The sequence below is a fragment of the Bradyrhizobium sp. CB1015 genome, assembly GCF_025200925.1.
Lineage (GTDB): Bacteria > Pseudomonadota > Alphaproteobacteria > Rhizobiales > Xanthobacteraceae > Bradyrhizobium.
This window is the reverse complement of record NZ_CP104174.1, coordinates 5,289,294-5,311,655: the sequence shown is the minus strand read 5'-3', so window position 1 is coordinate 5,311,655 and position 22,362 is coordinate 5,289,294. Positions and strand designations below refer to the sequence as shown.

The window sequence follows — 22,362 nt, the reverse complement described above, 5'->3', positions numbered from 1 at the left end:
GCGTGATCTGATGGAATTCTTCGAAAGCGCATTCTGGACCGGGTTCCTCTGGCCGCTGATCATCATGGTCGCCGAGAGCGTCCTGGTGCTCGTCGTCCTGCTGGTGGCGATCGCCTACATCCTGCTCGCCGACCGCAAGATCTGGGCGGCGGTGCAGATCCGCCGCGGCCCGAACGTGGTCGGACCCTGGGGCCTGCTGCAATCCTTCGCCGACCTTCTGAAATTCGTGCTGAAGGAGCCGATCATCCCGGCCGGCGCCAACAAGGGCGTGTTCCTGCTGGCGCCGCTGGTGTCCTGCGTGCTTGCGCTCGCGGCCTGGGCGGTGATTCCGACCAATCTCGGCTGGGTGATCTCCGACATCAACGTCGGCATTCTCTTCATCTTCGCGATCTCGTCGCTGTCGATCTACGGCATCATCATGGCCGGCTGGTCGTCGAACTCGAAGTACCCGTTCCTGGCCGCGCTGCGCTCGGCGGCGCAGATGGTGTCCTACGAAGTCTCGATCGGCTTCGTCATCATCACCGTGCTGCTCTGCGCCGGCACGCTGAACCTCTCGGCGGTGGTCGAGGCCCAGCATGCGCGCGGCCTTGCCAGCCTGATCGGGTTGCCGCAGTTGACGATCCTGAATTGGTATGTCTGGCCGCTGTTCCCGATGTTCGTGGTGTTCTACGTCTCGGCACTGGCGGAAACCAATCGTCCGCCGTTCGACCTCGTCGAAGCCGAATCCGAGCTCGTCGCCGGCTTCATGGTGGAATACGGCTCGACTCCATACCTCCTGTTCATGCTCGGCGAGTATGTCGCGATCGTCACGATGTGCGCGATGGCGACCATCCTGTTCCTCGGGGGCTGGCTGCCGCCGGTTGACCTGCCGCCCTTCAACTGGGTGCCGGGGATCATCTGGTTCTCGCTGAAACTGTTCTTCATGTTCTTCCTGTTCGCGATGGCGAAGGCGATCGTGCCGCGCTACCGCTACGATCAACTGATGCGTCTCGGCTGGAAGGTGTTCCTGCCGCTGTCGCTGGCGATGGTGATCGTGGTGGCCGGCGTGCTGCATTTCGCCGGCATCGCGCCGAAGTGAGGGCCGTCATGGGTATCAACGTCAACGCCACTGCACGCTCGCTTCTGCTGTCGGAATTCGTCTCGGCGTTCTTCCTCGCCATGCGTTATTTCTTCCAGCCGAAGCCGACGCTGAACTATCCGTTCGAGAAGGGCCCGATCTCGCCCCGATTCCGCGGCGAGCATGCGCTGCGCCGCTATCCGAACGGCGAGGAACGCTGCATCGCCTGCAAGCTGTGCGAGGCGGTCTGCCCGGCGCAGGCCATCACCATCGAGGCCGGCCCGCGCCGCAACGACGGCACCCGCCGCACCGTGCGCTACGACATCGACATGGTGAAGTGCATCTATTGCGGCCTCTGCCAGGAGGCCTGTCCGGTCGATGCCATCGTCGAAGGCCCGAACTTCGAGTTCGCGACCGAGACCCGCGAGGAACTCTATTATGACAAGGCCAAGCTGCTCGCCAACGGCGACCGCTGGGAACGCGAGATCGCGAAGGCGATCGAGCTCGATGCGCCGTACCGGTGAGGTGAGGGCATGATCCTTCCCGCCATCCTCTCGTCATTCCGGGGCGCGCGAAGCGCGAACCCGGAATCTCGCGCCGTAACCTCTGGATTCCGGGCTCGCGCTGGCGCGCGCCCCGGAATGACGGGGAATGCCCGATGATCCTTCCCGCGCTGTTCTTCTATCTCTTCGCCGGCATCTGCGTCGCCTCGGCGGTGATGGTGATTGTCTCGCGCAATCCCGTGCACTCCGTGCTCTACCTGATCCTGGCCTTCGTCAACGCTTCCGGCCTGTTCGTGCTGATGGGCGCCGAGTTCCTCGGCATGATGCTGATCGTCGTCTATGTCGGCGCCGTCGCGGTGCTGTTCCTGTTCGTGATCATGATGCTCGACGTCGACTTCCTCGAGCTGCGCGAGGGCTTCATCGAGTATCTGCCGGTGGGCCTCGTGATCGGCGGCATCTTCATGTTCGAGCTGCTGCTCACTGTCGGCTTCTGGGTCATCAACCCCGGCGTCGCCAAGACGATCACGGCGGCGATCCCGGCCAACGTCTCGAACACGGAGGCGCTCGGCCTCGTGCTCTATACGAAGTACATCCACTACTTCCAGCTCGCGGGCATGGTGCTGCTGGTCGCCATGATCGGCGCCATCGTGCTGACGCTGCGTCATAAGGCGAAGGTCAAGCGGCAGGACATCAATGTTCAGAATGCGCGCACGCCCGACATGGCGATGGCGATGCGCAAGGTGGCGCCCGGGCAGGGGCTCTCGGACGCCGATGCTGCGGAGTGGGTGAAATGACGATCGGGCTCGGACATTATCTGGCGGTCGGCGCGATCCTGTTCACGCTCGGCATTCTCGGCATCTTCCTGAACCGCAAGAACATCATCGTCATCCTGATGTCGATCGAGCTGATCCTGCTCTCGGTCAACATCAACCTCGTCGCGTTCTCGACCTTCCTCGGCGACATCGTCGGGCAAGTCTTCGCGCTGCTGGTGCTGACGGTCGCGGCTGCGGAAGCCGCGATCGGTCTCGCCATCCTGGTGGTCTATTTCCGCAACCGTGGCTCGATCGCGGTTGAGGACGTCAATCTGATGAAGGGCTGAGCTCTCAAATGGTTCAGGCAATCGTTTTCCTGCCCCTGTTGGGCGCCATTCTGGCCGGGCTCATCTCCCTGGTCGGCGCGCATGCCCGCAACCCCTCGGGCGACGAGGTTGAGCATCACGGCGCTCACGGCCACGGTGCGCATGCGCATGCGTCGGACACGATCACCGAGGATGCCTCCGTCATCCACGAGAGCCATCACGATGACGCCCACGACGACCACGGCCACGGTCCGGTCGAGCCGCCCGCGGCGGGCTCGCGCCCTGCCGAGCTGATCACCACCGGGCTGCTGTTCGTCGCGGCGGCGCTGTCCTGGATGACGCTGGTCGATGTCGGCTTCATGCACCACGACGCCCGCATCCAGCTGCTGCCTTTCATCTTCTCCGGCGACCTGCAGGTCTGGTGGACGCTGCGCGTCGACACGCTCACCGCGGTGATGCTGGTGGTGGTGACGACCGTGTCCTCGCTCGTGCACCTCTATTCAATCGGCTACATGGACGAGGATCCGTACCGGCCGCGCTTCTTCGGCTATCTCTCGCTGTTCACCTTCGCCATGCTGATGCTGGTGACCGCGGACAACCTCGTGCAGCTGTTCTTCGGCTGGGAAGGCGTGGGTCTGGCCAGCTACCTGCTGATCGGCTTCTGGTACCAGAAGCCCTCGGCGAACGCCGCCGCCATCAAGGCATTCGTGGTCAACCGCGTCGGCGATTTCGGTTTTGCCCTCGGCATCTTCGCGATCTTCATGCTGGTCGGCTCGACCGATTTCGAGACCATCTTCCACGCCGCGCCTGGCCTGACCGGCAAGACCATCAACTTCCTCGGCTGGCATGCCGACGCCCTGACCCTGACCTGCCTGCTGCTGTTCATGGGCGCGATGGGCAAGTCGGCGCAATTCCTGCTGCACACCTGGTTGCCGGACGCGATGGAAGGCCCCACCCCGGTGTCGGCGCTGATCCACGCCGCGACCATGGTCACCGCGGGCGTGTTCATGGTGGCGCGCCTGTCGCCGCTGTTCGAGCTCGCCCCGACCGCCCAGGCCGTCGTGATGTTCTTCGGCGCGACCACTGCGTTCTTCGCCGCCACGATCGGTCTCGTCCAGAACGACATCAAGCGCATCGTCGCCTACTCGACCTGTTCGCAGCTCGGCTACATGTTCGTGGCGATGGGAGCAGGGGCCTATTCGGTCGGCATGTTCCACCTGTTCACCCACGCCTTCTTCAAGGCGCTGCTGTTCCTGGGCTCCGGCTCGGTGATCTACGCGATGCACCACGAGCAGGACATCCGCAACATGGGCGGCCTCTGGCGCAAGATCCCCTACACCTATGCGGTGATGGTGGTCGGCACGCTGGCGCTGACCGGCTTCCCGCTCACGGCCGGCTACTTCTCCAAGGACGCGATCATCGAGTCCGCCTACGCCTCGCACAATCCGTTCGGGGTGTACGGCTTCCTGATGACGGTCATCGCCGCCGGCCTGACCTCGTTCTACTCCTGGCGCCTGATTTTCAAGACCTTCCACGGCGAGCCGCATGACGAGCATCACTACGAAGCCGCACATGAGGCCCCGCTCTGGATCCTGATCCCGATCGGCGTGCTCGCGGTCGGCTCGTTCGTCGCGGGACTTCCGTTCAAGGAGCTGTTCGCCGGTCACGGCGTCGAGGAATTCTTCCGCGAGTCCGTGAAGATGAACCCGCACATCATCGAGGAGATGCACCACATCCCGCAGACCATCGCCTTCCTGCCGACGGTGATGATGGTGCTGGGCTTCCTCGTCTCGTACCTGTTCTACATCCGCCGGCCCTACATCCCCGTTCGGCTCGCAAAAGAGCAGCCGATGCTGTACCAGTTCCTGCTCAACAAATGGTACTTCGACGAGCTCTACGACCTCATCTTCGTCCGTCCGGCGAAGTGGATCGGCTATCAGCTCTGGAAGAAGGGCGACGGCTTCATCATCGACGGCTTCGGGCCCGACGGTGTCTCCGCCCGCGTGCTGGACGTCACCCGCAACGTCGTGAAGATCCAGACCGGCTATCTCTATCACTACGCATTCGCCATGCTGATCGGCGCCGCCGGCCTGATCACCTGGTTCATGTTCGGCTTTGGAGGCCAGTAAATGACAACCTGGCCCATTCTTTCGGTCACGACGTTCCTGCCGGTGGTCGGCGCGCTGATCGTCTATCTCAGCCGCGGCGATGACGAGGCGGCCAAGCGCAATTCACGCTGGATCGCGCTTTGGACCACGCTGATCACCTTCGCGGTGTCGGTGATCCTGGTCATGCGCTTCGATCCCAACAGCGCCGACTTCCAGTTCGTCGAGAAGGCGAACTGGCTCGCCACCGGCATCACCTACCACATGGGCGTCGACGGCATCTCGCTGCCGCTCGTGATCCTCACCACCGCCGTGATGCCGTTCTGCATCATCGCGAGCTGGAAGGCGATCACGAGCCGCGTCCGCGAATACATGATGGCGTTCCTGATCCTGGAAACGCTGATGATCGGCACCTTCTCGGCGCTCGATCTCGTGCTGTTCTACCTGTTCTTCGAGGGCGGGCTGATTCCGATGTTCTTGATCATCGGCGTCTGGGGTGGTCCGCGCCGGGTCTATGCCTCGTTCAAGTTCTTCCTCTACACGCTGCTCGGCTCGGTCCTGATGCTGCTGGCCATCATGGCGCTGTACTGGAACGGCGGCACCACCGACATCCCGACCCTGATGCACACCGCCGTGCCGCGGTCGTTGCAGACCTGGGCGTGGCTCGCCTTCTTCGCCTCCTTCGCGGTGAAGATGCCGATGTGGCCGGTGCACACCTGGCTGCCCGACGCGCACGTCGAGGCGCCGACCGCGGGCTCCGTGGTCCTTGCCGCGATCCTGCTGAAGATGGGCGGCTACGGCTTCCTGCGCTTCTCGCTGCCGATGTTCCCGCTGGCCTCGCACGATTTCGCGCCGCTGATCTTCACGCTCTCGGTCATCGCCATCATCTACACCTCCCTGGTGGCCCTGATGCAGGAGGACATGAAGAAGCTGATCGCGTACTCGTCGGTCGCGCATATGGGCTTCGTCACCATGGGCATCTTCGCCGGCACCATGCAAGGCGTCGCCGGCGGCATGTTCCAGATGATCTCGCACGGCATCGTCTCCGGCGCGCTGTTCCTCTGCGTCGGCGTCGTCTACGACCGCCTGCACACCCGCGAGATCGCGGCGTATGGCGGACTCGTCAACCGGATGCCGCTCTACGCGATGACCTTCATGGTCTTCACCATGGCCAATGTCGGTCTGCCCGGCACGAGCGGCTTCGTCGGCGAGTTCATGACGTTGCTCGGTACCTTCAAGGTTTCGATCCCGACCGCGTTCTTCGCCACCTTCGGTGTGATCCTCTCGGCGGCCTACGCGCTGTGGCTCTACCGCAAGGTCGTGTTCGGGGCGCTGGTCAAGCCGTCGCTGATGAGCATGAAGGATCTCACTTTCCGGGAGTGCCTGACGCTGTTCCCGATGATCGCGCTGACGATCCTGTTCGGCGTCTATCCGAAGCCGGTGCTCGACATGTCGGCCGCCTCGGTCCAGCAACTCGTCAACAATTACAACACCGCCGTGACGGCCGTGAAGGCCGCCGCACTGCTCCAGTGATCGGGCAGGTCAGGATATCGCCATGAGCTTTTCGACTGCAGGTTATCAACTGGCGCCGGTGCTGCCCGAGCTCGTGCTCGCGGTCGGTGCCATGGCGCTTCTGATGCTCGGGGCCTATCGCGGGCAGGAGACGACCAGGACCGTCACGTCGCTGGCGGTGGTGCTCCTGATCGTGGTCGGTGCGCTCGTCTACATGGAGCCCGCGGGCAAGCAGGTGACGTTCGGCGGCAGCTTCATCGTCGACGACTTCGCCCGCTTCATGAAGATCCTGGCCCTGATCGGCTCGGCGGTGACGCTGATCCTGTCGACCGAGTTCCTGTCCGATCCCTCGCGCCGGATCTTCGAATACGCCATCCTGGTGCTGCTCTCGACTCTCGGCATGATGGTGCTGATCTCGGCCGGCGACCTGATCTCGCTCTATCTCGGTCTGGAATTGATGTCGCTGGCGCTCTACGTCGTGGCGGCCTCGAACCGCGACAACGCCAAGTCGACTGAGGCCGGACTGAAGTACTTCGTGCTCGGCGCGCTGTCCTCGGGCATGCTGCTGTACGGGGCCTCGCTGGTCTATGGCTTTACCGGCACCGTGAGCTTCACCGGCATCGCCTCGGCCGCGACGGTCTCGAATATCGGCCTGGTGTTCGGCCTCGTCTTCCTGCTCGTCGGCCTCTGCTTCAAGGTTTCGGCCGTGCCGTTCCACATGTGGACGCCGGACGTTTACGAGGGCGCGCCGACCCCGGTCACCGCCTTCTTCGCCTCGGCGCCGAAGGTCGCCGCGCTTGCCGTCTTCACCCGCGTCACGCTGACTGCATTCCCCGGCATCGTCTCGCAATGGCAGCAGATCCTGGTGTTCGTGTCGATCGCCTCGATGGCGCTGGGCTCCTTCGCCGCGATCGGCCAGAGCAACATCAAGCGCCTGATGGCCTATTCCTCGATCGGCCATATGGGCTTTGCGCTGGTCGGCCTTGCCTCCGGCACGGTCGAGGGCGCGCAGGGCGTTTTGATGTACATCGTGATCTACGTCGCGATGACGCTCGGCTCGTTCTCCATCATCCTCGCCATGAAGCGCAACGGCCAGGCCGTCGAGCAGATCAGCGATTTCGCCGGCCTGTCGCGCACCAATCCGCTGCTCGCCTTCATGTTCGCGATGCTGCTGTTCTCGCTCGCCGGCATCCCGCCGCTCGCCGGCTTCTTCGCCAAATGGTACGTCTTCGTCGCCGCGATCAAGGCGAACCTGTTCACGCTCGCCGTGATCGGCGTGCTGACCAGCGTCGTCGGCGCCTACTATTATCTCGTCATCGTCAAGACGATGTATTTCGACGAGCCCGCCGGCCGGGTCGATCCGGTGCGCATCGAGGTGCGGGCGGTGCTGGCGGTTGCGGGCCTGTTCAACCTGCTGTTTGCGCTGTTCGCGGGGCCCGTGGTGAGCGTCGCCTCCGCCGCGGCAAAGTCGCTGTTCTAGGATGGCCTTCGCGCTCGGTCCTCGCGCATCGGCCGCGGGCTACAAGCTCGCGGCGTTCGAACGGACCGGCTCGACCAACACCGAGGCGATCGAGCACGCCCGCGCCGGCGAGCGCGGTCCGATGTGGTTCGTCACCTCCGAGCAGACCGCCGGCCGCGGCCGCCGCCAGCGCGCCTGGATCGCGCCGCGCGGCAATCTCGCCGCCAGCATCCTCGAAGTGATGGACGTCGCCCCCGCCGTCGCCGCCACGCTCGGCTTTGCCGCAGGGCTGGCCGAGGAGGCGGCGCTGGAGAAGGTGAGCCTCGAGGCCGCGCTCCGTCTCGGCGAAGGCCGGCCGCGCTACGCCCTGAAATGGCCGAATGATGTGCTCGCCGGCGGCAGGAAGCTGGTCGGCATTGGCCTCGAGGCCGAGGCCGTCGGTGGCGGCCTCGCCGTCGTCGTCGGCATTGGCACCAACGTGGTCGCCGCGCCCGAGGGCACCCCGACGCCCGCGGTGTCGCTGGCGGGCCTCGGCGTCCAGATCAGCGCCGAGGAGTTGTTCACGGCCCTGTCCGACGCCTGGGTCGAATTCCGCGGCATCTGGGACTATGGCCGCGGCTTTGCCGAGATCCGCAAGCTCTGGCTGGAGCGCGCCGCCGGCCTCGGCGAGAAGGTTGCGATCCACACGGGAGCCACGACGCTGGAAGGCATTTTCGACACCATCGACGACACCGGCTGCCTGATCGTCCGCACCGAGGACGGCCGCCTTGTGCCGGTGGCGGCGGGCGAGGTGTTCTTCGGCCCCGTCGCCTCGGTGGGAGCTGCGTGATGGCAAGGCCCGACGAATTGGTATTTGCGCCGCTCGGCGGCGTCGGCGAGATCGGCATGAACCTGTCGATCTACGGCCTCGGCAACCGCCACCAGCGCGCCTGGCTCGCCGTCGATCTCGGCGTCTCCTTCGGCGACGAGGAGCATCTGCCGGGCATCGACCTGATCATGCCCGACATTTCCTTCCTGGAGAAGGAACGCAAGAACCTGATGGGCCTGGTGCTGACCCACGCCCATGAGGATCATTTCGGCGCCATCATCGACCTCTGGCCGAAGCTGAAATGCCCGATCTACGCCACCAAGTTCAGCGCCGCGCTGTTCGAGGCCAAATGCGCCGCCGAGCGCAACGCGCCCGAGATTCCGGTCACCGTGGTGCCCTCAGGCGGCCGGGTCGATATCGGCCCGTTCAACGTCGAGTTCATTCCCGTCGCGCATTCGATTCCGGAAGCGCATGCGCTCGCGATCCATACCGAAGCCGGCATCGTGCTGCACACCGGCGACTGGAAGATCGACCCGACCCCGACGCTGGGCGCGCCGACCGACGAGAAGCGGCTGCGCGAATTGGGCGAGCAGGGCGTGCTCGCTCTGATCGGCGATTCCACCAATGCCGTGCGCGACGGCCGTTCGCCCTCGGAGGCCGAGGTCGCCAGAACCATCATCGACCTCGTGAAATCCGCCAAGGGCCGCGTCGCGGTGACGACTTTTGCCTCCAACGTCGCCCGCGTCAAAGCTGTTGCCGAAGCCGCCAAGGCTGCCGACCGCGAGGTCGTCGTGGTCGGCCGGGCCATGGAGCGCGTGGTGCAGGTCGCGCGCGAGACCGGCTATCTCGAGGGCGTGCAGAACTTCCGCTCCCCCGAGGTCTACGGCCACCTGCCGCAGGACAAGGTGCTGGCGCTGTGCACGGGAAGCCAGGGCGAGCCGCGCGCCGCGCTGTCGCGCATCGCCAATGACGACCATCCTGAAATCACGCTGAACCGCGGCGACAGCGTCATCTTCTCCTCGCGCACCATCCCCGGCAACGAGAAGGCCGTGGGCTCGATCATCAACAATCTGGTGCTCCAGGGCGTCGAGGTCATCACCGACCGCGATGCGCTGGTCCACGTCTCCGGCCATCCCCGCCGCGACGAGCTGCGCGATTTGATCTCCTGGGTGAAGCCGCAGCTCCTGATCCCCGTCCACGGCGAGGCCCTGCACCTGCACGAGCACGCCAAGCTCGCCCGCGCCGCCGGCGTGCCGCGCGTGCTGGTCTGCCGCAACGGCGACCTCGTCAAGCTCGGTCCCGGCGATCCCGGCATCGTCGGCGAGGTGCCCTCGGGGCGTCTCTACAAGGACGGCACGATCCTGGAGGATTCCAAGTCCCGTGCCGTGATCGAGCGGCGGCGCATGGCCTTCTCCGGCTGCGCCTTCGTCGCGATAGCCATGACCGCCCAGGGGGAGCTGGTCGACGAACCCGAGGTCGATCTGGTCGGCATCCCCGAGAAGAACAGGGCCGGCGAGACCTTCGACGACATCGTCTTTGATGCCGTGATGTCGACCATCGAAGGCCTGCCGCGGGCGCGCCGACGCGATCCGGACGCTCTGGCCGAGTCGGTGCGACGCGCTGTCCGGGCCGTGATCAACGAACATTGGGGCAAAAAGCCCCCCTGTCTGGTACATGTACTGACGGTATAGGGAGGGGAACATGTTGGGCCGGCTCAACCATGTCGCGATCGCGACCAAGGACGCCGTCAAGGCCGCGAAGATCTACGGTGCGGCCTTCGGCGCCCAGATCTCGGAGGCCGTGCCGCTGCCCGAGCACGGCGTCATTACCGTGTTCGCGACCCTGCCCAACACCAAGATCGAGTTCATCGAGCCGCTCGGCGAGGCCTCGCCGATCGCGAAGTTCATCGAGCGTAATCCCGATGGCGGCATTCACCACGTCTGCTACGAGGTCGTCGACATCATCGCCTCGCGCGACACGCTGGTGAAGGAGGGCGCCAGGGTGCTCGGCGACGGCGTGCCCAAGATCGGCGCCCACGGCAAGCCGGTGCTGTTCCTGCACCCCAAGGATTTCTCCGGCGCCCTGGTCGAGATCGAGCAGGCGTAGGGCCGCGTCATGGCCATCCAGATCTCCACCGCGCTTGCGATCTACTTCGTCATCTGGTGGGTCGCGCTGTTCCTGACGCTGCCGTTCGGCGTGCGCAGCCAGCACGAGGACGGCGTCGGCGCCCCCGGCACCGACCCCGGCGCGCCGATCATGACGCGGATGGGCCGCAAGCTGATCTGGACCACGATCATTTCGGCCGTGATCTACGGCGCCGGCATTGCGGCCTATCACGCCGGCTATCTCTCGATCGAGCGCCTGTCGAAATTGATGGGAATGCCGTTTTAAGTTTCTTGGTGAGACCCATCCTTCGAGACGCCCGCTCTTAGCGGGCTCCTCAGGATGAGGACAGAGTGCGCGGCGACAGTTTCCACGGACACCGATGTCCGTTAGCCTCATCCTGAGGAGACCGCGAAGCGGTCGTCTCGAAGGACGAGGCGTGCGCGAGAGTCTCGCCAGTATTTGTACTTGCTTCATTGTTGGGGGAACGAATGACTTTTCAGCGTGTCGTCATCGCGCTTCTGATACTGATCGTCGCAGGGCTCGGTGCCATCGGCTATTTCGAATGGAAAATGGCCGTGCAAGTGCGCACGCTGAAGGCCTTCGTCGAGGGCTACGTCTTCAACGAAGCCGTGCTGGCCTGCGAGCAGGCCAAGAGCTCGACGCCGTTCAAATGGAACGGCGGCAAGAGCACCTCGGTGATCGGCCTGAACTCGGTCAAGCTGGACAAATACACGGTCAGCGCCAGCTACACGCTGGTGGCGGACAGCGTCTATTGTGATTACGATCCCATCAAAAGAAAGGCCGAGATCGGCTCGAGCTTCCTGGAGCGGGAGTAACGATCCGGCCCACAGAGATGGGGTGGATCGTCATGGCGCAGGGGCAGGGGGACTACCGGATTCTGCATGAGGCCGACTTGCGGGATCATCTCGCAGGCCTGCCGGACCTGAAGGGACTGCTCGGCGGCGAGCCGTCCTCGTGGGCGATCACCGAGGTCGGCGACGGCAACCTCAACCTCGTCTTCATCGTCAGGGGCGCGCGCGGCGGCATCGCCGTGAAGCAGGCGCTGCCTTACGTCCGCCTCGTCGGCGAAAGCTGGCCCTTGCCGTTGTCGCGCGCCCATTACGAGTATCTCGCGCTGTCTCGCCAGGCCCAGCTCGCGCCCGGTCTCGTGCCGGCCGTGCTGCATCACAACGAAGGCCTGGCGCTGACCGTGATGGAGCTGCTCGAGCCCCACATCATCATGCGCAAGGGGCTGGTCGCGGGAACGCGCTATCCACGCTTCGTGGACGATATCACGACCTTCATGGCGCGGACGCTGTTCTTCACCTCCGACCTCGCGCTATCGGCGGCCGAGAAGAAGGAGGCCATCGCCGCGTTTGCCGGCAACCACGCACTCTGCAAGATCACAGAGGACCTGATCTTCACCGATCCCTACCGCATCGCCGAGCAGAACCGCTGGACCGCGCCCTATCTCGACGGCCTCGCCGCGAGCTTGCGCGACGACATGGACCTGCACGTCGCCATCTCCCGGCTGAAGCTGAAATTCATGGCGAGCCCGGAAGCGCTGATCCATGGCGACCTCCACACCGGCTCGATCATGGTCACGGACAGCCAGACGCGGGTGATCGACCCGGAATTCGCATTCTACGGTCCGATGGGCTTCGACGTCGGCGCTGTGCTCGCCAATCTCCTGATGGCCTATTTCGCCTCCGCCGGCCACGAGCGCGCGCCGGGCGAACGAGCGGCCTTCGAGGCCTGGGTGCTGGAGACGGTCGAGCAGGTCTGGAACCAGTTTGCCCGAAAATTCCTCGATCTCTGGCGCGCCGGCGCGGCCGGTGATGCCTATCCGCCCTCGCTCTTTCGCGGCGAAAAGGGAGCCGCGCGGCTGGAAGCCGAGCGGCAGGCCTACATGCAGCGGCTGTTCACAGATGTGGTCGGGTTCGCCGCCGCGAAAATCATCCGCCGCATCTTCGGTCTCGCCCACAACATCGACTTCGAGCTGATCGAGCCTCCCAAGCGGCGGGCGGTCAGCGAGGCCCGCGCCGTGCGACTGGCGCGCGCGATGATGGTGGAGACGGCGTCGTTCCGGACCATCGCGGATGTGACGGGTGCCGCGCGAAAATTGCGGGATTGGATGCCGGAATTGTCGGGCTGACGAAGCTTCTTGCGAGGAGGAGCGCGCTCTACGCTGCGTCATTGCCCGCCCGATGACGCACCGCGTCAATGCCTCCCGCCGAAGGACTGCCTTAGGAACCGGCATCATTTGCCGTCAAAACGAAGCTTGCCTTCGGCAGCCGACGAGTGATCAAATCTGGTGTCGGAATACGCCTGCGTTGCCCGGGGGACACATGATGTTCAAGACCATCGCGATCGTTGCCGGTTTGGGACTGGCGCTTGCCGGATCAGCGGAGGCGCAGACGCCCCGCAAGGGCGGAACCATCCGCATGACGGCGCCCTACGGCTCGAGTTTCACCAGCCTCGACATTCACACCACGCAGCGCGCCCAGGACGAGATTTACGCCAAGGCCCTGCACCGCTCGCTCTACATCTGGAATTCGGCGGAAGGCAAGCCGGTGCTGGAGCTCGCCAAGGAGGATGTGGTCTCCGGCGGAGGCCTCGTTCACACTTTCAAGCTGCGCGACGATGCCTATTTCCACAGCGGGCGCAAGATGACGGCCGACGACGTCATCTGGTCCTACAACCGCATCATGGACGGCAGCAAAGCCTATCCCGGCGCGCGTTACGTCCGTGTGATCGAGGGCGCGGCCGCAGTCGAAAAGGGCCAGGCCAAGGACATCTCCGGCCTGAAGAAGATCGACGACTTCACCATCGAGATGAAGCTGACCGAGAAGGTCGATCCGGGCTTCTACTTCTTCACCGCGCTGACCTCGATCTATCCTGCCGACGAGGCGGCCAAGGAAAGCTTCATCCAGAAGCCGATCGGTCTCGGGCCGTTCAAGTTCGTCGAGCACGTGCCGGGATCGCGCATCGTCCTGGAGCGCTGGGACCGGTTCTACAAGCCCGGCAAGCCCTATGCCGACAAGATCGTCGTGTCGGTCATGGGCGAGGCCGCGGCGCGCGACGTCGCCTTCCGCAACAAGGAGATCGACACCTCGGTGCTGGGACCCGCGCAATACGTCGCCTACCAGTCCGACACCGACCTCAAGGGCACCATCGTCGAGGTCGCCGAGGTGTTTACGCGCTACATGGGCATGAATCCCGCGTTCAAGCCGTTCTCGGACAAGCGCGTGAGGCAGGCGATCAACTACGCCATCGACACCGATTTGATCATCAACAAGCTGGTCAAGGGCAAGGCCTATCGCGCCACCAGCTGGCTGCCGCTGACCTCGCCGGCCTACGACAAGGCGATGAAGCCTTACCCCTACGATCCCGCCAAGGCCAAGCAATTGCTCACCGAGGCCGGCTACGCATCCGGCTTCGAGTTCGAATGGACCACGAGCCAGAATGAAAGCTGGGGCCTGCCGATCGTTTCGGCTGTCATCCCGATGCTGGACAAGGTCGGCATCAAGGCCAAGGTCAAGCAGGTCGAAACCGCGGTGCTGGCGGAGGTGGTTCGCACCGGCGACTACCAGGCTTTCGTCTATTCCCAGGCAAGCGGCCCGGATCCGCAAGGCGCGCTGAAATGCTTCCATTCGGCGACGCCGCAGTCGGCCTGCAACTACACGACCTTCAAGAATGCCGAGTTCGACAAGATCCTCGACGAGGCCGGCCAGGCCGACGATCCCGCAAAGCGCATCCAGCTGCTGCAGAAGGCCAATGCGCTGCTCTACGAGGAGGCGCCGGTCTGGTTCTTCAACTACAACAAGGCCGTCATGGCGGTGCAGCCCTGGCTCAAGGGGGTTCAGTTGAACGCGACGGAGCTGACCCACCAGAACGTCGAGGACCTCTGGGTCGACGAGACCTCGCCCGCGAAGTGACACGCGCGCTCCCGCCTAGCGCGACCGGCGAGGGCGGGAGCGGAGAAAAGTTGAGATGCTCTCGTTCCTGATCCGCCGCGTCCTGCAGACCATTCCGACCGTGCTCGCCGTCGTGCTGCTGGTGTTCGTGCTGTTCAGCGTCGTTCCCGGCAGCATCGCCTCGACCATGAGCGACGACAGCGATCCGCAGATCGAGCTGCGCTTGAAGAAGCAGCTCGGCCTCGATCAGCCCGTCTACCTGCGCTTCGGCACCTACATCGCCCAGCTCGCGACCGGCGATTTCGGAACCTCGTTCCGCACCCGCGAGCCTGTCACGACCATGATCGCCAAGCGGGCATGGCCGACGCTGCAGCTGATCTTCGCGTCCATGGCGTTTGCGGTCGTGGTCGGCGTTCCCCTCGGCTTCGTCGCTGCTCTGCGGCCCGGCGGCCTCGTCGACACGCTCGCAATGATCGTCGCGGTGTCGGGCCTTTCGATCGCCAAGTTCTGGCTCGGACTGCTCTTGATGTACCTGTTCGCGTTGAAGCTCGGCTGGCTGCCGAGCTTCGGCTATGGCGACGGGGGATTGAAATATCTGGTCCTGCCGGCCCTGGCCCTCGGTGTTTCGCCGATGGCGCTGCTGGCGCGGACGACGCGCGCGGCGGTGCTCGAGATCATGACCGCCGACTTCGTCCGCACCGCGCGCTCGAAGGGCATGAGCGAGACCCGGGTCGTCAAGTGGCACGTGATGCGCAACGCGCTCGTCCTCATCCTCACGACCATGGGCCTGCAATTCGGCGCGCTGATGGGGCAGGCGGTCGTGGTCGAGAAACTGTTCTCCTGGCCTGGCATCGGCTCGCTGCTGGTGGACAGCGTGCTCCAGCGCGACATTCCAGCCGTCCAGGGCTCCATCCTCGTCGTGGTGCTGTTCTTTCTCGTGATCAATCTCTTGATCGACGTGCTCTACGGCGTGATCGATCCCAGGATCAGATACGCATGAAGCTCCGCGCCAATCTCGTCATCGGGGGAGCGTTGTTCGCGCTGGCGATCGCCGTCGGCCTGCTCGCGCCGTGGCTGGCGCACACCGATCCCGTCATGGACGCCAACCTCATGAATGCGGAGGAGCCCCCGAGCTGGACCTGGTGGTTCGGCACCGACGCGCAGGGCCGCGACATCTATTCCCGCGTCCTCTACGGCGCGCGCGTCTCGCTGACGGTCGGCATCGTTTCCCAGCTCATCAACAGCGTCATTGGCGTCGCGCTCGGCCTCAGCGCCGGCTATTTCGGCGGCTGGTGGGACGATGTCGTCAACGGCCTGACCAATCTCATGCTCGCGATCCCCTCGTTGATTTTCGCGCTCGCCATCATGGCGGTGCTCGGTCCCGGCCTGACCAGCCTCTTGATCGCCCTCGGGCTGACCAACTGGTCGTTCACCTGCCGCCTCGCACGGGCCTCGGCGCTGTCGCTGCGGAGCCAGGGCTATGTGCAGGCGGCCACCGTGCTCGGCTATGGTGATGTGCGCATCATGATCACGCAGCTCCTGCCGAACATGCTGGGGCCGATCGTCGTCATCGGCACGCTGGGCATGGGCAGCGCGGTCCTGTCCGAAGCCGCATTGTCGTTCCTGGGTCTCGGCGTCCGTCCGCCGTTTCCGAGCTGGGGCAGCATGTTGTCGGAAGCCCGGGAGCAGATCACGACGGCGCCGTGGCTATCGATTTTCCCGGGCCTTGCCATCTTCCTGACCGTGCTCGGCCTCAATCTGCTCGGCGATGGCCTGCGCGACATTCTCGATCCGCAATCCCGGAGCCGGCGCACATGACAGGCAGCCCGCTGCTCGTGGTCGAGGATCTCCGCATCGATCTCGATGACGGATTAAGGCGCGTTGCGGCGGCCGAAGGCGTTTCGTTCCGCATCGATCGCGGCGAGACGTTCGGCCTCGTCGGCGAGTCCGGTTGCGGCAAGAGCATCACGGCGCTCGCCCTGATCGGCCTGCTGCGACCGCCCTTGTCGATCGCCGGCGGCGTCATCCGGTTCGAAGACCAGGAGATCCAGCACTTGTCCGCCGCAAGGCAACGCGAGCTGCGCGGCAATCGCATCGCCATGATCTTCCAGGAGCCGATGACGGCGCTGAACCCGGTCTCGCCGGTGGGGCGGCAGATCGCCGAGATGTTCGTGCTGCACAAGGGCAAGAGCTGGCGGGAGGCCAACCAGCTGGCGGTCGAGGCGCTCGCGAGCGTTCGCGTCCCCGCGCCCGAGCGGCGCGTGAGGGACTATCCGCATCAGCTCTCCGGCGGGATGCGCCAGCGCGTGATGATCGCCATTGCGCTGGCCTGCGGTCCGGACCTCTTGATCGCCGACGAGCCGACCACCGCGCTCGACGTCACCGTGCAGGCGGAGATCATCGAGCTGATGCGCAATCTGTGCGCCGAGCGCGGAACGGCGATCCTGATGATCAGCCACGATCTCGGCCTCGTCGCCAATGTCTGCCGTCGTGTTGCCGTCATGTATGCCGGCCGCATCGTCGAGGAGCGCGGCTCGGCCGACATCTTCCGCGCGCCCTCCCATCCCTATACGCAGGGCCTCGTGGATTCGCTGCCGCGGCTGGGCAGCCGCGCTGCGCTCGGCCGCAGCAGGCTGAAGGAGATCGCGGGCGTCGTGCCGGCGATCACGCGTTTCCCGGACGGCTGCCGGTTCAATCCGCGTTGCGCGCAGGCAACGGAGATTTGCCGAACCACCGCGCCGCAGACGGATGGGTTGGAGGCGGGCGGTTTCGTCCGGTGTCACCACCATGCATGAACCGCAGGGCCGAGCGGACGACGACGTGATCCTCAGCGTGGAGGATCTCGCCGTTCATTTTCCGCTTGGAGGCGGCCTGCTGGGCCGCGGCCGTCGGCTGCTCCGCGCCGTCGACGGCGTCGACCTCAGGCTGAAGCGCGGTGAATGCCTCGGCCTCGTCGGCGAATCCGGCTCGGGCAAGTCGACGGTCGCGCTCTCGATCCTCGGCCTGCTCACGCCGACGCGCGGCCGCATCGTGCTGGACGGGCAGGTCGTCACGAACCGGCAATCCGGCGACCGCAAGGCGCTCGCCCGCATCGTGCAGATCGTGTTCCAGGATCCCTACGCCTCGCTCAATCCGCGCCAGACCGTTCGCCGCACGTTAGAGGATCCCCTGCGTGTGCACGGCGTGACCGCGAAGAGCGAGATCGAGGACCGCGTTGCGACGATGCTGAAGCATGTCGGCCTGCGCCCCGAGCAGGCCGACCGCTATCCGCATGAATTCTCCGGCGGCCAGCGCCAGCGCATCGGCATCGCCCGTGCGCTGATCCTCAACCCGAAGATCGTCATCTGCGACGAGCCGGTCTCGGCGCTCGACGTCTCGATCCGCGCCCAGATCATCAACCTGCTGCTGGAGCTGAAGGACACGCTCGGCCTGTCCTACATCATGATCAGCCATGATCTCGGCGTCGTCGAGCACATGAGCGACCGCGTCGCGGTGATGTATCTCGGCCGTATCGTGGAGAACGGCGACTGGCGCGAGATCTTCGAACGCCCGGCGCACCCCTACACGCAGGCCCTGATCGCCGCCATCCCCGATCCCCTGCGCCATGCCCCGCTGGCGACCACAGGCGGCGACTTGCCCAATCCGCTCAACCCGCCGAACGGCTGCGCGTTCAGCCCGCGGTGCCGCTACGCGGAGGCGGTGTGCCGGAGCGAGCCAGGGCCGGCGCTGGAGACGCGGGCGGATGGGCACGCGGTGCGGTGCTGGCGGAGTGAGGAGATTGCGGGGCGGGTGGCGTTAGTCTCGACCGAGGGCTGATGCGCCGAAAGGGGGAGGCGCATCTATACCACCAGGCGGTCAACCCTAAACAGGGAACGGCCCAGAGGGGCCGGTCCTTAAAGAAGGCGGCCCGCCGGTTCAGAGCCCCCACCCTGTAACTACGATCGAACGGCCGTGACTTCGACCTCGATCAGCGCGTCGGGCCGAGCCAACGCGGCAACGACGAGGACGGTCACCGCTGGGGGCGTCTCCGAGGCCCAGCGCCCGCGGCGCCCCTGGCCAAGTGATGGGAGATCAGTGGCTTGGGTCAGAAAAAATGTCGCCTTGACCACGTCGGAAAGGGCCATTCCCGCGGCACCCAGCAAGGCTTCCACGTTATCCATCGCCTGCTCGAGCTGTTCAGGGAACTCGGCGTGCATTTGTCCGTCTGGCGCAACGCCGAGCTGACCTGAGACGTAGAGGGTGCGGCCCGCAGGGGCTTCGACAGCGTGGCTGTAGATCGTCCGGAACGGCTCGGGCACGGCCCAGACGGTAGATGGGTTCAGTGTCTTCATCGTTGTTCGCCTTGGTTGAACCCCGGCCCCGAGTGATCGGGCTTCACTGCGCAGGGCAGGTGACGTTTCTTCTCCAAGCGGCTTTGGCTCCGCGCTTATGCCTCCATGACCTAGACGGTCATCGCGAGCTCCTCTGTACGGGCAAGGGTGAGTTGAGTTGAACGGAAGCGTCTGCGCGCAACCCTGGGCCTGCTAACTTCCGAAGCCGCCGACCAGATGCGGGCGGCGATTTGCGAGCGGTTTCGCCGCGGGCAGCGCGCGTAGCCACGCGCGAAAACTCACGATCTCCGGACAATCTGCGGTGCCTTCCGGCGCAACCAGCCAATCACCCGGGCCTGCTCCCTCATTGATCCGCTCGCAGCGATAGCCGGGATGGTGGCTCACGCCGCGGGCGATCAGTAGGTCCACCTTGCCCTCGACGAGCTCGTGCAGGCCGGCGGGCTGCAGCACGCGCACACCGATCTCCGCATGCTCGTTGCGAAACGCCGCAAGTTCGAGGCGGCGCAGGTCGTAACTGCCGTGGACGCCCACTTGCAGCAGCACCGTGCCTGACGGCTTCAACCGCGAGGTTGCCTCGGCAATGTGGCGGAAGCCTTCGGAGATCCCGGGCAGATAGGCCTGGCCGGCCTCGGTCAGGATGAGCTGCTTGTGCAGCCGCTCGAACAGCTGCACGCCGAGGCGCGCTTCCAGAGCTTTTACCTGCTGTCCCACGGCCGCTGGCGTCACGTGCAGTTCGTGCGCGGCCAGCTTGAAGCTGAGGTGCCGGGCGGCGGCCTCGAAGGCGCGGAGCGCGTTGAGTGGGGGGAGGGCGTAGGTCATCGCCACCGCACTTTGACACCGATAGGCCGCGTCCCTGCAATAGATTTTCTTGCGCTGAACCGCAGCAATGATGCTTTGCGCAGCCCTGAGGCCGCCGGATACGCTTGACGCGCAAATCCGGAGAAACGTCATGTCCCCAGCTCACATCGTCAGCCACAATCCCGCAACGGTTCACCCGCCCGCCGGCGGCTACTGCATGGGCCTGGAGCTGAAGCAGCATCGCCGCCTGCTGTTCATCAGCGGCCAGGTGCCTCAAAATTCCGACGGCACCGTGCCTGACGGCTTCGAGCCGCAATGCGAGCAGGCCTGGCGCAATGTCAGGGAAGTGCTCGCCGCGGCAGATCTTGGCGTCGAGCACCTGGTCAAGGTCACCACGTTCCTGACCGACCGCAGTCAAGTCGTCGCCAACCGCGTCATTCGCCGCGCCATGCTCGGCGAGCACCAGCCGGCACTGAGCGTCGTGGTTGTGGAGACCGTCGACAGCAAATGGCTGCTGGAGATCGAGGCCATCGCCGCGGAATGAGGCAGCGTCGTCGATGTTGCAATGAGCCAATCATATCGGGTGTCCAATGGCTGAGATTCATCCGTTCTACCAGACGCACCGGCAGGCCATGGAAGCTGCCATGCGCGAGCGACTAGACCTTGCCGAAGCGATGCTCCGCGAGCGCGCGCATCTCTCCGATATCGACGCGATCAGGCGGGAGGTGATGGACGAATTCGAGATCGTCCTCACCCAGATGCCCTATGTCGGCGGCCCGGCAAGCCGCATGAGCGATTTCTTCATGCGCCTGACCGGCTTCATGGCGATCAGTCGGGTGCTGCGTCGCCACGGCGTGCCGGTGCCCGTGATCGGGGAGATCGAGCGGGAAACCTACAAGGCGCAGTTGCTGACGATCCCCGAAGCCGAGCGTCTAGGCGCGGGGCGTCAGTTCATGTCGCCGGAGAACCAGGCCTTGATGCGCGAACAGGCAGCACGGAGCGTTACAAAAGCTCACCAAACGGAGTTTCCGGAAGATTTCGTCTACGATTTCGTCGAGCCGGGTCCCGAGGACACTTTCGAATTCGGCATCGACTACAAGGCCTGCGGCTTCTGCAAGTTCGCGGCGCGCCATGGCGACACGGAGATCCTGCCGAACATCTGCGGCCTCGACTTCGACGCCTACGCCACGCGCGGCATCCGCCTGGAGCGGACCCAGACGCTGGCCGGCGGCGCCACCCACTGCAATTTCCGATTTTCGCGATTGGATCGCGCTCACAATGACGAGATCGGTGCAGCGAGCTTCGCTTTATCGCCATCACCCTGAGGTGGCCGCTTCTTCAGCGGCCCTCGAAGGGCGACGGCCCGGCTGGCAGCGTGGCCGTTCATCCTTCGAGGCTCGGCCTGGAACGCGTTGCGTTCCAGGCCTCGCACCTCAGGATGACGGGTCGTCGTTTGCGCGGAACTTCAGAGTTTTTTGGGGAAGCGCTGCCAGGGATGCGCCGGCTGCCGATGATGACATCATACCCCTGTTTTGCCCGACGGAGCAAATCGGCTTCGCCAAATCCGCAATTTTAAGACACCCGCCGGCAAGTCATTGATTCCGCTGGCCCCGGCTACTGTGCATGGGGTTGTTTTCGCACTTTTGTTTTAGCGGCCGTCTATTCCGCCGCTTTCTCCCTCAAGCGCTGCGCATAGACGTTGATGACCAGCGCCGCCAGGAGGATGAGGCCGCGGATCAGGATCTTCAGGAAGCTGTCGATGTTGACGTGGTCGAGGCCGTTATTCAGGACACCGAGAACAAAGAGCCCGACGATGGTGTTGCCGATGCCGCCGCGGCCGCCGAACAGGCTGGTGCCGCCGACGACGACGGCGGCGATGGAGTCGAGGAGGTAAGTGTCGAACTCGTTCTGCTGCGCGCTGCCGAAATGGGCAACGCCGAGCATGCCGCCGATCCCTGAGCACACCGCCGAGATCACCATCACCGCGCCGAGGATCAGCTTGACGTTGAGGCCCGAATATTCGGCCGCCTCGCGATTGCCCCCGACCATGTAGACGTAGCGGCCGAAGCGCGTGTAGGTCAGCACCAGATGGCCGGCGAGCAGCATGATGGCGGCGACGATGACGATCCAGGGGATGCCGCCGACCGAGCCGGAGCCGAGCGTCGTGATCAGGCTCGGTACCTTGTAGGCGATCTGGCCGCGCACCAGGAGTGCGGAGATGCCGGCGGCGATCTGCATCATTGCCAGGGTCATGATGAAGGAGGGGATGCCGATCACGGTCAGCCCCAGCGCGTTGACGAGACCGAGCAGGGCGCAGAGCAGGAGCGACAGGATGATCGCGACCGCGCCGGGCAGGGGAATGTTGGCGATGTTGACGTAGGATTCCTGCAGCGTGAAGTAGGCGACCGCAATGCCCGTGACGTTGGCGATGCTGGCGATCGACAGGTCGATCTCGGCGCAGAGGATCACGAAGGTGAGGCCGACGGCGATGATGCCCGTCACCGACACCTGCGTCAGGATGTTGCCGAGATTGTCGAGCGTCGCGAAGGAGGGGCTGGCGAAGGCGAAGAAGGCGGAGAGGAAGATCAGCGTCAGGAACGGGGCGATGTTGCGCATCTGCGAGCGCAGGAAGGGCGCAAGGCCCCGCGCCCGTTGTCCTGTCGCCAAAGCCGTCTCGCTGCTCATGTG

The 22,362-nt window shown here is 64.9% G+C and carries 23 protein-coding genes; 20 read left to right on the top strand and 3 right to left on the bottom strand.

Going from position 1 to position 22,362, the window contains the following annotated elements; translation table 11 throughout:
* Positions 1-10: 10 nt before the first annotated feature.
* The 18 genes from nuoH (at position 11) to N2604_RS24625 (ending at position 18,361) form a co-directional block, all read left to right on the top strand.
* Positions 11-1,078, top strand: coding sequence for an NADH-quinone oxidoreductase subunit NuoH (gene nuoH, locus N2604_RS24710; RefSeq protein ID WP_128926007.1), 1,068 nt, complete (start codon positions 11-13; stop codon positions 1,076-1,078).
* 8 nt (positions 1,079-1,086) lie between these two features.
* A complete protein-coding gene (nuoI, locus tag N2604_RS24705) occupies positions 1,087-1,581 on the top strand; it encodes an NADH-quinone oxidoreductase subunit NuoI (RefSeq protein WP_157283556.1) in 495 nt (164 codons plus the stop codon).
* 134 nt (positions 1,582-1,715) lie between these two features.
* Positions 1,716-2,354, top strand: a complete 639-nt coding sequence (locus tag N2604_RS24700; protein ID WP_260370775.1) for an NADH-quinone oxidoreductase subunit J — start codon at positions 1,716-1,718, stop codon at positions 2,352-2,354.
* Positions 2,351-2,659 carry an NADH-quinone oxidoreductase subunit NuoK gene (nuoK, locus tag N2604_RS24695; protein ID WP_008547737.1) on the top strand — a complete coding sequence of 103 codons (309 nt, stop codon included), beginning with the start codon at positions 2,351-2,353 and terminating at the stop codon, positions 2,657-2,659. The genes N2604_RS24700 and nuoK overlap by 4 nt, the downstream gene beginning before the upstream one ends.
* A gap of 8 nt (positions 2,660-2,667) precedes the next feature.
* The gene (gene nuoL / locus N2604_RS24690; protein WP_260370774.1) at positions 2,668-4,767 is read left to right on the top strand and encodes an NADH-quinone oxidoreductase subunit L; all 2,100 of its coding nucleotides are present in this window, start codon (positions 2,668-2,670) and stop codon (positions 4,765-4,767) included.
* Positions 4,768-6,276, top strand: a complete 1,509-nt coding sequence (locus N2604_RS24685) for an NADH-quinone oxidoreductase subunit M (protein WP_260370773.1) — start codon at positions 4,768-4,770, stop codon at positions 6,274-6,276. It begins immediately after the preceding gene.
* A 22-nt stretch (positions 6,277-6,298) separates the two neighbouring features.
* Positions 6,299-7,735: an NADH-quinone oxidoreductase subunit NuoN gene (gene nuoN, locus N2604_RS24680; RefSeq protein ID WP_260370772.1), complete on the top strand. Its 1,437-nt coding sequence runs from the start codon at positions 6,299-6,301 to the stop codon at positions 7,733-7,735.
* Between the two features lies 1 nt (position 7,736).
* Positions 7,737-8,543 carry a biotin--[acetyl-CoA-carboxylase] ligase gene (locus N2604_RS24675; protein WP_260370771.1) on the top strand — a complete coding sequence of 269 codons (807 nt, stop codon included), beginning with the start codon at positions 7,737-7,739 and terminating at the stop codon, positions 8,541-8,543.
* Positions 8,543-10,213, top strand: a complete 1,671-nt coding sequence (locus N2604_RS24670) for a ribonuclease J (protein WP_260370770.1) — start codon at positions 8,543-8,545, stop codon at positions 10,211-10,213. The genes N2604_RS24675 and N2604_RS24670 overlap by 1 nt, the downstream gene beginning before the upstream one ends.
* Before the next feature lie 10 nt (positions 10,214-10,223).
* Positions 10,224-10,628, top strand: a complete 405-nt coding sequence (gene mce / locus N2604_RS24665) for a methylmalonyl-CoA epimerase (RefSeq protein ID WP_260370769.1) — start codon at positions 10,224-10,226, stop codon at positions 10,626-10,628.
* Positions 10,629-10,637: 9 nt separating this feature from the next.
* Positions 10,638-10,913, top strand: coding sequence for a DUF1467 family protein (locus N2604_RS24660; RefSeq protein ID WP_260370768.1), 276 nt, complete (start codon positions 10,638-10,640; stop codon positions 10,911-10,913).
* Between the two features lie 203 nt (positions 10,914-11,116).
* Entirely contained in the window at positions 11,117-11,464 is a 348-nt protein-coding gene (locus N2604_RS24655) for a hypothetical protein (RefSeq protein ID WP_260370767.1), read from the top strand.
* A 32-nt stretch (positions 11,465-11,496) separates the two neighbouring features.
* Positions 11,497-12,783, top strand: coding sequence for an S-methyl-5-thioribose kinase (gene mtnK / locus N2604_RS24650; RefSeq protein ID WP_260376303.1), 1,287 nt, complete (start codon positions 11,497-11,499; stop codon positions 12,781-12,783).
* Between the two features lie 193 nt (positions 12,784-12,976).
* Positions 12,977-14,566, top strand: coding sequence for an ABC transporter substrate-binding protein (locus tag N2604_RS24645; RefSeq protein WP_260370766.1), 1,590 nt, complete (start codon positions 12,977-12,979; stop codon positions 14,564-14,566).
* 55 nt (positions 14,567-14,621) lie between these two features.
* Positions 14,622-15,545 (top strand): ABC transporter permease, encoded by a 924-nt coding sequence (locus tag N2604_RS24640; protein WP_260370765.1) that lies wholly within the window; start codon positions 14,622-14,624, stop codon positions 15,543-15,545.
* On the top strand, positions 15,542-16,363 hold the full coding sequence (locus N2604_RS24635) for an ABC transporter permease (protein ID WP_260370764.1): 822 nt from the start codon (positions 15,542-15,544) through the stop codon (positions 16,361-16,363). The genes N2604_RS24640 and N2604_RS24635 overlap by 4 nt, the downstream gene beginning before the upstream one ends.
* Positions 16,360-17,340 (top strand): ABC transporter ATP-binding protein, encoded by a 981-nt coding sequence (locus N2604_RS24630; protein ID WP_260370763.1) that lies wholly within the window; start codon positions 16,360-16,362, stop codon positions 17,338-17,340. The genes N2604_RS24635 and N2604_RS24630 overlap by 4 nt, the downstream gene beginning before the upstream one ends.
* On the top strand, positions 17,333-18,361 hold the full coding sequence (locus N2604_RS24625) for an ABC transporter ATP-binding protein (RefSeq protein WP_260370762.1): 1,029 nt from the start codon (positions 17,333-17,335) through the stop codon (positions 18,359-18,361). The genes N2604_RS24630 and N2604_RS24625 overlap by 8 nt, the downstream gene beginning before the upstream one ends.
* 119 nt (positions 18,362-18,480) lie before the next feature.
* Here N2604_RS24625 and N2604_RS24620 read toward each other — a convergent pair whose 3' ends face one another.
* Both N2604_RS24620 and N2604_RS24615 read right to left on the bottom strand, forming a co-directional pair.
* Positions 18,481-18,876 (bottom strand): RidA family protein, encoded by a 396-nt coding sequence (locus N2604_RS24620; protein WP_260370761.1) that lies wholly within the window; start codon positions 18,874-18,876, stop codon positions 18,481-18,483.
* A gap of 192 nt (positions 18,877-19,068) precedes the next feature.
* The gene (locus N2604_RS24615; protein WP_260376302.1) at positions 19,069-19,695 is read right to left on the bottom strand and encodes a LysR family transcriptional regulator; all 627 of its coding nucleotides are present in this window, start codon (positions 19,693-19,695) and stop codon (positions 19,069-19,071) included.
* 130 nt (positions 19,696-19,825) lie between these two features.
* Between N2604_RS24615 and N2604_RS24610 the strand changes: the two genes are divergently transcribed.
* A complete protein-coding gene (locus N2604_RS24610) occupies positions 19,826-20,218 on the top strand; it encodes a RidA family protein (protein WP_260370760.1) in 393 nt (130 codons plus the stop codon).
* A 46-nt stretch (positions 20,219-20,264) separates the two neighbouring features.
* Positions 20,265-20,999 carry an L-2-amino-thiazoline-4-carboxylic acid hydrolase gene (locus tag N2604_RS24605; RefSeq protein WP_260370759.1) on the top strand — a complete coding sequence of 245 codons (735 nt, stop codon included), beginning with the start codon at positions 20,265-20,267 and terminating at the stop codon, positions 20,997-20,999.
* Positions 21,000-21,333: 334 nt separating this feature from the next.
* Here N2604_RS24605 and N2604_RS24600 read toward each other — a convergent pair whose 3' ends face one another.
* Positions 21,334-22,359, bottom strand: a complete 1,026-nt coding sequence (locus tag N2604_RS24600) for an ABC transporter permease (protein ID WP_260370758.1) — start codon at positions 22,357-22,359, stop codon at positions 21,334-21,336.
* Positions 22,360-22,362 lie beyond the last annotated feature (3 nt).